The following is a 10,175-nucleotide window of genomic DNA, read 5'->3' on the forward strand; positions in this document are numbered from 1 at the left end:
TTTTAAATTTCATTTAAACTCCGCAAATACAACTCTGCACAAGCTCTTGCATCACTCAATGCGTCATGATGGTTTAAAGGTATATTATATTCGTTGCACAAGTTAGCCAGATTGGATTTGTAAATTTTATAAGTGCAAAACTTATTGTAATCCGGTGTAGCCATTCCATAATACTCCAGTGTTTTATTCAAAACCGGAAAATCGAAACCGAAGCCGTTGTGCGCAATTACATTTTGGTCTTCTATAAAAGGAGCTATCATGTGCCAAATCTTGTTAAAAGTAGGTGCATTAACTGTGTCTCTGGCAGAAATACCATGTATCATTGTGAAATTTGACCAATAATAATTATCGGGCGGTTGCACTAAAATATCAAGTTCCTTGGTTATGATACCGTTCTCAATTCTAACTAGACCCACTTGGCAGATACTCCAACGATAACCTTGAGCGGTTTCGAAATCTATTGCTGTGAAGGAATCCATTTACTTATATAGTTTTATCATATCCATTACTCTGTCTCTTATATTATTTCGGAGTACTTCTGGCTCAATTACTTTCACTTCAGAACCAAATCGCATTAGTTCCATTATAAGATCATTGGTAGGATGAATAAATAACTCGACCACTATTTTTTCATCATTATCCTTTATTGTTTTTTGTGAAGAATGCAAAGGAAACGACTTGATGTAGTTCCCTTGCTGCCACGAAAATTCCAATACCACTTTTTGAGCCGGAGCATAGGTTTCCACTCCAAAAGCATGTTGGTACTCTTTTTCCATATCAAAAGGAATTGATTTGAATTTTATATCGGATATTCTTAAATCCGAAATTCTGTCGAAACCAAAATTTTTGATGTTTCCGTCTTTGTTATCCTGTGCTATCAGATACCAACGGTGTTGCGATTCTTTAATCGCTATCGGTTTGACTGTTCTAAGTGTTTTTTCATCTTCCCAAAATTTGATATGGGTAAAAATCATCTGAAAATTATTCTGGATGGCATATAAAATTCCGTTTATCAAATTGGTTCCGGAGACTTTACGACTTTCCAGATATATACTTGGGGTAATTTTATTCCCTTCTTTGAGTGCCTGATGAATAGAAAAGGCTTCCACCATTCTCGAAACCGACGGATCTTCAATTTCATCCTCAATAAAGTACACTTTGTCTTTACGGTTGTATTGGATTAAGATGCCAAACAAATCGAAAATATCTTTTTTGTCCCGATCGAAGGTACGTACAGAAAATTCGAAATTATTTTCCATATCATCGTTTTCCAACCTGTTCATCACGTATTTATGTAACTCCTGAAAGTCACTAGGTACTGATTTCAATCTATCAACAATGTATAAGTATCGTTTTATGAAGCCTACTTTTGCCATAAAATTCTATTTGATTTAGCTAAAGTATTATTTTACCCCGACAAAACACGGCAGACAAGAAAGAAATTAAGTATTAACTTTCTAGTAGTATGAGACATGATTGTCTGTGATTTAAATATAAGCATTACTCTCTTTTGATTTACTTTACTTACTAAAGTAGACAGTTGTCTATTGTACAATTGTCTACTAAATACGACTTTGGCAAGATGGAAGATATTAAAATTAAGTTTGGCCAACGCGTTAGGGAATTGAGATTAACCAAGGGGTATTCACAAGAAAAGTTAGCCGAGATTTCTGATTTAGACAGAACTTATATCCCTGGCATTGAGGCAGGAAGAAGAAATGTATCCTTAGTAGTTGTTGAAAAAATTGCAAGAGCATTCAATATTACTATCTCCGAACTATTAAATCAACTCTAATTATAATATTCTAATGACAATTAATCTATTTCTAGAGGAGTTACAAAAATTAAGAGAATCATCTAAATACGCAGTTGCACAAGGTACTTATTCCAATTTAAATGGATTTAAAAAATACTTGCATATTGAACGAGAGGTTGAGAAAAAGTTAAAAAAGATTATTACCAAAGCAAGTCAAAAAACTACTGCACAACTACTACTTGTCTGTGGAAATGTTGGTGATGGGAAATCACATATATTATCTCATCTCCATGATGAACTTAAAAGTGAAATAAGTCAATTTACGATACATAATGACGCTACTGAATCTCATAATCCACATGAATCTTCTAACCAAACCTTATACAAATTATTGCAAGGTTTTAAAGATGAAAACCTAAAGACTTCACACGATAAAATAATACTAGCTATTAATCTTGGGACTCTAAGCAAGTTTATTGAAGAATTTGGAACCGAGTACACTCAATTAAAGGAGTATATTGCTTTTAATAAAATATTGGACACTGATGTTGTACACAATGATGATTTCATTGAAGCTAGCCCTTTTCATCATGTGAATTTTACCGATTACCATTTGTATTCTTTAACTGCGGAAGGTGCTATTTCGGAAATTATTACTACACTATTTGAAAGGATTGTTGCGAATAATGATGCCAATACACTTTACAAAGCCTATGTTTCCTATAAAGAAAGTTTAGATGAAGGGCTGTATTGTCCTATACTGTATAATTATGAATTTCTTTTTAATGATAACAATAGAAAAATTATTGCCCAACTAATCATTAAAGCCATCATAAAGAGCAAAGAAATAGTATCTCTGCGAACATTATTGAATTTTATATATGATTTAATTGTACCTATTGATTTAGCCAGTCTAAATGATAATGACTATTTCAAACGTATTGAAAATTTTAGCAGTGCGGAGTACTTATCTAACTTATTACCTAATTATATATTCGAACACCCCGAACTGTCAAGTTTATTTGAAAAGATAGAACGTCTAGACCCTTGTTTGACTAGGAATGCTGAGACCGATGAAGTTTTACTCTCCTTGATTAATGCTTCTAATCCGGTCCCACTTTTTGCAGATCATATCGCGGCCAACTATATCGATACTATTCAATCAAGATTAGCTAATACACTAATTGTAAAAAGTACCCTTTCTCGTTTTTTTATTCGATTGAATTACTTCAGTAATTATTATGACCAAGATAGCTTAAAGGAAGTAGATTATGAAGAATACTTAGTGTGGCTGTATCATTACAATAACAACAACCCTGCCTATATTCAAAAGATATATGGCCTTGTCGAGGTTGCAGCTAGAAATTGGAATGGAGATGCAAAATCTAACGGAAAAGTGATAATCAACGTTGGTAAAAAACAGACGAAATACAGAGTATTTAAAGACTTTGACCCTATACCGGACTTAAAATTGAATCCTAAAAATAGTGATGATATTTTGCACAAATTCACGCAAGAGTTTAGCTTGGCATACAAGATAAGCCAGGAAAAAGAAAGTCTTAAAATACATGTAGATTATAGTTTATTTAAAACCTTAAAAATGGTTTCGAAAGGTTATCGTCCTAATAAAAAAGACAATAACAATTTTATATATTTTGTCAATGCTATCACGACACTTACCAATCAAAATAACCACAAAGCTTCACTATATATAGATGAAATTAATATAGGTAAAGCGGTAGATTATCAATTTTCAAAAAATCCTTTTGGAGGCTATACTTTTCAAGTACTATGAGAACTATAATATTACATAAAACTGGAGATAATAGCCTAGAGAAACGCTATTTTAAAAATAAGACTTTTAGTCATGTTACTGGAAATCAAATAAAGTTGTTGCCATTTAAAACTAATCCCAGTGGTGATTCGTTTGGCGATGATTTTAAATCATTTCAAGGTATCGTGGGTGAGCTTTATCGCCTATTGCATTCAAAAGGACAAGTAGAATTTCTAAACAGTGATAATTCTTTTAAAACGGAGTTTAAAGCGACCATTTTAAAAAACGCTTTATCAAGAGTTTCAACCGAAAAACCGGAAGAATTAAAGAATTTGCTTAGCACTCTTTTTTTTAATGAGGATCAAGGGCTGATAAAATTCAACAGTAAAACCTTATTGTATATGAATTTTATCAATAACCATAATGCGATTAAAGAACTACCAAAATTTATCATTGACCTATTTGAATTGGAGGATTATACCGAAAACTTGAATACAGAGTTTGAAACAGATGAAAATATACTTCATCAATTGCTACTTGAAAGCTTGCCCGAGTTACCTGAAAACAAAACAAAAACTAAAGTCAGTGGTTACTATAATGTGGTTCCAGAATTAAAAGCAACTTTTCAAGAGGACTTTTCATTTCTGCTTAACAACCCGGCTTTTTTACTCAAGTATTCCGAAGAGTTTTTTAAATACTATTATTTTCATTACTTAAATCAATTCCTACTTCATTTGAGTGATTTTGGTTCTGGAGCTGGAACGGTAAAAGCCGTTCATTACACTATGGACTGGGAAACTTTATCTGAAAACCGGTTATCGAATCATTATATTGGATGGAAACATTTAAATCGCGTTTCAGAAACAGCTTTTGCTCACGTAAATACTCTAGAATTATTAAACTACATTACAATTGATGACAAAAACATTGGGGACTATCATGCTATAACAGTGAAATGTAATGATTTGGCTTCTAATGAACTTGAATTACTTCAAGAAAAATTAAAAGAACTCACCACTTTTTATACTGACAGTATCACAGTTTTTGACACCGGGAAAAATTGGGAAGATTGTGAACGCCTTTTAGCATTGGATATGGTAAATAAATCTTTTTCAAATGTCATTGAAAAGGATATTTATTCTCTTTGGTTTAAAATTAAATACCAGTTTGAAAATTCTTCTCGATCGAAACCTTACAGTGATTATGCGAAATGGTACGTACAATTTGGAAAAACGAATTACACTAAAAACAGAGGTCGTTTAGGCAATACGATGGTTTTGTCACAAGAGCTTTTACTTTTCTTGACCCGATTGTGTATTGGAACTGAGGATAAAATACGACTCAAAGTATTATGGGATAAATTTAAGGAACGCGGTATTGCCTTTGATGAGACTACCAAATTAGAAATAACCAAGTTGTTTGAAAAAATTAATTTAATCGAGAAAAAAAGTGATAGCGGAGATGCACAGTACGTCAAGTCAACTATATAACTATGTTACGAATTTAATTCTGAATTATTTTCAGGCGCAAAAAATTCAACATGGAGATCGTTATAACCTTTATTTAGAAGACCCTAAAACCATTGAGCAACTTTATACTGCAATGCAGCAGCAAGGGAGTGTGCCAACAATACCTTTTTCTTATACGCACCCTGATGGTGGTGAAGCTTATGCTACTTTTTGTTTAATGATTGAAGATACTAAAGTGATTATCGCTTCGAGTGCTTATGCTTCGGAAGACTACTTTACTATGTTACGAAACAAAGTTGCTGATCAAAAAGATGTATTTGAAGGTACTGCCATACTCATTTTATTTAGCGGTAAACTGGATAGTTTATTGGGAGGAAGTGGTAGTTTGAGTAAAGAAGGTATGCCTTTGCATTTTTCACGATTTAAAAGTCAAATCGAACAGGATATCGACCGTAATACCTCTTTACAAAAACACGAGAAGATTATTTTAAAAGCTGTTTTAGATCGCAAAACTAAAAGTGTCGTTGAAGACAACAATACAATTTTTGATTATGAACAGGTTATCAATTCACTTGAAAAGGGTGAAATTCAAACTAAAGATTATCGCTATTTAGGACTTTTTCCACAAGCGGAATTAGCCAGTAAAAATAGTTCTTTGAATAAAGATTTAGAAGACAATTTTAAGCTTTATGAAAAATATGAGAACATTTTTTCACATGGAAGCCCTGCTACTGATTTAGAGCAAGATTTACCAGATACCGCCATAAAACAACTTATCAATGAAGATTGGCACGTAGTTGACTTTGCCCAGATTGTTACCTGGATGGACAAAGAAAAAGAGAAAGCACCTCCGGTATTTCAAGACATAGAATACAATAATCTCTTTCAAACTATTTGGAAACGTGAAGATGGTGAAAGTGTAGCAAAAAAAAGAAATATCAATTTAATTGTATTTAACCCTTCCATAGAGCTCCCTTTTAAAGTAAATGTTCGATTTGATCAATTTATCAAAAAGGAAGGGCTTGCTGTAAAAGTAGGTTCCAAAAATATTAGTGTTACTAATAGTGGACATTCGATTGTACTAGAGTTTGCAAGTTTTGATGCCGACAACTTATTTAGTTTAATAGAATATCGCGATCCTGAAACTGATAAGCGATATGTTATAAGAATATTACAACTTCCTTTTGAATCGAGTACGCTCAGTGCTTTTGAAGGCACCTTCCAGTTGAATGTGCAGAAAAACGGTTCTTATTTATTATTAAAAGAACAAGTTACCTACGATTTCAATCCGAATGGGAGTATTCCTATTCATGATATATTGAAATTGGATGCTACTTTTAGTGTTCAAGAGGACCAGCAATTGTTATTAAATTATGATTATGGTTTAGCGCAAGAAGATTTAATTCACTTTAAGGTTGATTTATTTGGGATTACTATACCTATTGCCATCAAATCCGATTTTGAGGCATTGAAACCGATTACAGGTATTGAGGTTTGGAAAGAAAAAAGAGAAAATAGACTTGATTTTAAATTTATCAAAGAAGGGGCAGTTATCAAATTGTTGTTTAAAAACAACGAAAAGACTGTTAGTGGTGAATTTAGAACCAATTTAACACATGAAGAACAACTTATTCATTCCAAAGCTTATTCTTGGATTTTAGGTAATGAAAATAAAATCTCTGCAAATGATTTAGTACTTAATTCATCTATTAAAGAAGCCTTTGATAACTTACGTTTGTATTATCAAACCAAAAATTTGTTACCTAGCTTAGCTTATTTGAATGACGAGGTGAAGGACCTCGCCACTGAATATGTGAACTGTTTTATCCAACAGTTGGACGAAATGGAAGAAAACAAACCTTTATCACAGGAACAAAAAAATCTTTTTTGGCTTGGAGTAGTAAAAGAACAAGGTGGCGAAGAAAAGATTAAATTTAGTCCATTGCATCCACTTAATGTTGCTTATCAATTGCAACTGCAGAACGATTTAAAAGATGAAACCGTTTACAATGCCATTTTAAAACGACTAAGTCCGTATAATTTAGTGCCTTATATTGAAGGTAAACCCAATGAAATTTATATCCCTATAGAATCCAGTCATTCTCCTGAATGGTTGTATTATACTGTTTATCTTAATTCTAAACAGGCCGTACCTAAAAGTTTCGTCTCTGATTTGGTAAGTGATAAAATAAAGGACTTCACGACCAATTTTGAATTCCTATTCGATGATTTAAAGCAATCTCCGTTGAAAATTAATGTGATTAATCTTGGAGATTGCAAAGAAGTAGTAGAAGGTATTTTTAACTATTATCGCAAATATTTGAATTCTCATCTTACTAAAAGGCTGAGCGATTTATTACCGATTGAAATCCATATTTATGGTTCAGATAAGATCGTTACTAAATTTGAAGAACTCACCTTTTACGAAAATGTTGAAGACATTAAAAAGCATTTAGGACTTGAATTAAAAACTAAGAATTTTGGAGAAGATGATTTGTTGTATGCTTTTTTAGAAAATGTAAAATTTTATAGTAAAAAGCTGCCTACTAAATTAGAACCGTATGAATATGCCCATATCACATTCTATCAATTTGATGTTACCAAAACTGGGATTTCTTATGATGATATGAGTTTAGTAAAAACAGGTATATCTTTTAATGGGTTGATGGCCGATGTGTCTTCTTCTCCAGGGACCGAGAATTACAGAACAGGATTTGGCGTAAAAGATTTAGCTGAAAACCCTAACTCATTAATCCACCTTTCGAGTTTGTACAATGCATTTGTTCGTGTGTCTTTGAATAATGACCCTTTTGAACGTAACAAAGCTATTTGTACGACTATTGACTATGATATCAAAAAACAGTTGGAACAATTGTATCGTGATTCACAATGGGTAACTTATATTGACCCGAAAGTAGATTTAGACTTTTTTAAAGAAAATAAAGACTTAGTTATAATTCATTATAGTGATCAATACCACAATTCGAATGGTTATGATGCCATAACCGTTAGCCAAAAAACTAGTCAATATGAGTTTGTGGTTAAAGAGTTTTTGGAAAATCACAATGTACAGTTTAATTCGTCTACAGATACTTTGGCCATTATCAATTTCTTCAATGCAATTAATGGGGAATGGTTGTTAAAACTTATTAGGCAACATAGCCATTTCCCGAAAGAAAAATTGAGTTTGTTGTCTGGAATTAAAACAGCCTTGACCTTTTTATATCAACCCAATATTATTTGGATACCGATATCTCTAGAAGAAATATTGCGTGTTTCGGGTAACGCGGGATTAGATATGGGAGAAGGTTTGTTTTCTACCAAAAATCTTGGTGCTATAGGCTCCTTTAGTGATGATTTACTTTTCATTGGATTTGAACGATATGAGGGAGAACTATTAATGCATTTCTATCCGGTAGAGTTGAAAATTGGTGGTTTAGGTATTGTGAAGAAAGGTGTTGAGCAAGGAAAACGTACTGCAGCTTTATTACAAGAACACCTCAACAAATCAGGATTTTTAAGTAGCTTTTATAAAAATTTCTTTGCCAAATTAGCTTTGACCAATGCTGAAAAGATGAAACTTTTTCATATTTGGGACAGCCAAAATTGGGATACCATTTTAAATGATTATCGTAAAGATTTATTGAACTCTAATTTTACTATTAGCAATCGTTTACAACCTGCTATTGGTGCTTTTGGATTGGTTTATTTTGGTAATGATGTGTTTCAACGAAAAATCAATATCGCCGATAACTTTATGCGAGTAGATTTACGTGAAGAGGACGGTTATAATTTCTTGGTACAATCGGTTGATGATTTAATCCAGTTATTTCATCATACTCAAACCACTATTGAAAAAAGCAAATTGTTGATTCATTCCATTTCTGAAGTTGAAACTGTTGATTTATTTACAACTAAAGAAACACCTATTTCTGAATTAAATCCTATAGCCTTGGAAACTACTCCAGAAGAGATTATTCCTGCTGTAGTTGATGACCAAGTGCAAAAAAAGGCTACTCAACAAAATACAGGAGAAGGAATTGAAATTATTTTTGGAACGGATTTGAATAGTTCAAGACCTGTAATTTGGGAACCGAATAACACTAACAAGGTTATGCATACCAATACTGGAATTATTGGAACAATGGGAACTGGAAAAACACAGTTTACCAAATCGTTGATTAGCCAATTAATTTCTAATTCTGATAAAAATATCGGTGAAGAGCAGTTAGGTATATTAATCTTTGATTACAAAGGCGATTATATCAAAGAAGATTTTGTTAAGAAAACCAATGCGAAAGTTTTAGAGCCTTATCATTTGCCCTATAACCCATTATCGTTGGATGCTACTGAACAATCAAAACCGATGTTGCCTTTGCATACCGCTAATGATTTGAAAGAAACCATATCCAATGCCTTTAACTTAGGTAACGTGCAAAAACAACGCTTGCGTGATGTTATAGTAGAAGCTTATGAAGATAGAGGAATTCAAAAAGCGAATCGGGATTCTTGGTTCCGCACTCCACCAACTTTGGGAGATGTTTGTGACATTTATTTGAGCTCTGAAAAAAACTCGCAAGACAGTTTGTATGCGGCTATTTCCAACCTTTCTGAATTTGAGATTTTTGAGCCGGATTCGAGTAAAACCCAATCGTTGTATTCGCTGGTTGAGGGCGTTGTGGTAATTAATTTATCAGGTTATGACGAATCAATACAAAACTTAATTGTAGCGATTACCCTAGATGCTTTTTATACCCAAATGCAACGCCATGGACATAGTAGAATTAAAGGTCAAATGCGAGAAATTAAGAAAATGATTTTGGTAGATGAGGCTGATAATTTCTTAAGTAAAAACTTTACTTCGATTAGAAAGATTTTAAAAGAGGGACGTGAATTTGGCGTTGGGACCATACTTTCCACCCAGTTTTTGAACCATTTTGCTACTAGTGAGAATGAATACTCTAATTATATATTAACTTGGGTAATTCACCGTGTTAATGAAATTAAAACTAAGGAAGTTGATTCGTTATTCTCATTAGAAACCAAGCAACAAAATGAAAACCTAATTCGAACCATTAAAGGTTTGGAAAAACACCAAAGCATCGTGAACCTAGCCGGTTCTGAACCTATTTTGATTAAGGATAAAGCGTTTTGGGAGTTGTTGAATAATTAATTG

General features: G+C 32.8%; 6 protein-coding genes. 4 read left to right on the plus strand and 2 right to left on the minus strand.

Annotated elements, in window-relative coordinates; genetic code table 11:
* Positions 1 to 2: 2 nt before the first annotated feature.
* Positions 3 to 479, minus strand: coding sequence for a 3'-5' exonuclease (locus BLQ05_RS00640; RefSeq protein ID WP_035653789.1), 477 nt, complete (start codon positions 477 to 479; stop codon positions 3 to 5).
* Positions 480 to 1,376, minus strand: coding sequence for a helix-turn-helix transcriptional regulator (locus BLQ05_RS00645; RefSeq protein ID WP_035653792.1), 897 nt, complete (start codon positions 1,374 to 1,376; stop codon positions 480 to 482). It lies immediately after the preceding gene.
* 206 nt (positions 1,377 to 1,582) lie between these two features.
* Here BLQ05_RS00645 and BLQ05_RS00650 point away from each other — a divergent pair, with 206 nt between their 5' ends.
* Genes BLQ05_RS00650 through dptH form a run of 4 tightly spaced genes read left to right on the plus strand, consistent with a single transcriptional unit; the run spans position 1,583 to position 10,172 of the window.
* Positions 1,583 to 1,795 carry a helix-turn-helix domain-containing protein gene (locus BLQ05_RS00650; RefSeq protein ID WP_035653793.1) on the plus strand — a complete coding sequence of 71 codons (213 nt, stop codon included), beginning with the start codon at positions 1,583 to 1,585 and terminating at the stop codon, positions 1,793 to 1,795.
* A 13-nt stretch (positions 1,796 to 1,808) separates the two neighbouring features.
* Complete coding sequence (gene dptF, locus BLQ05_RS00655; RefSeq protein ID WP_023575220.1) at positions 1,809 to 3,551, plus strand: DNA phosphorothioation-dependent restriction protein DptF; 1,743 nt, start codon at positions 1,809 to 1,811, stop codon at positions 3,549 to 3,551.
* Positions 3,548 to 5,020 (plus strand): DNA phosphorothioation-dependent restriction protein DptG, encoded by a 1,473-nt coding sequence (dptG, locus tag BLQ05_RS00660; protein WP_035653795.1) that lies wholly within the window; start codon positions 3,548 to 3,550, stop codon positions 5,018 to 5,020. The genes dptF and dptG overlap by 4 nt, the downstream gene beginning before the upstream one ends.
* Entirely contained in the window at positions 4,992 to 10,172 is a 5,181-nt protein-coding gene (gene dptH / locus BLQ05_RS00665; RefSeq protein WP_051365703.1) for a DNA phosphorothioation-dependent restriction protein DptH, read from the plus strand. Before dptG ends, dptH begins: the two co-directional genes overlap by 29 nt.
* Positions 10,173 to 10,175 lie beyond the last annotated feature (3 nt).

It is taken from the genome of Flavobacterium saliperosum (assembly GCF_900100625.1).
GTDB lineage: Bacteria > Bacteroidota > Bacteroidia > Flavobacteriales > Flavobacteriaceae > Flavobacterium > Flavobacterium saliperosum.

Bases quoted from the DNA above. Each gene is read 5' to 3' on its own strand.
- BLQ05_RS00640 (WP_035653789.1), bottom strand. From the start codon at position 479: ATGGATTCCTTCACAGCAATAGATTTCGAAACCGCTCAAGGTTATCGT.
- BLQ05_RS00645 (WP_035653792.1), bottom strand. From the start codon at position 1,376: ATGGCAAAAGTAGGCTTCATAAAACGATACTTATACATTGTTGATAGA.
- BLQ05_RS00650 (WP_035653793.1), top strand. From the start codon at position 1,583: ATGGAAGATATTAAAATTAAGTTTGGCCAACGCGTTAGGGAATTGAGA.
- dptF (WP_023575220.1), top strand. From the start codon at position 1,809: ATGACAATTAATCTATTTCTAGAGGAGTTACAAAAATTAAGAGAATCA.
- dptG (WP_035653795.1), top strand. From the start codon at position 3,548: ATGAGAACTATAATATTACATAAAACTGGAGATAATAGCCTAGAGAAA.
- dptH (WP_051365703.1), top strand. From the start codon at position 4,992: ATGCACAGTACGTCAAGTCAACTATATAACTATGTTACGAATTTAATT.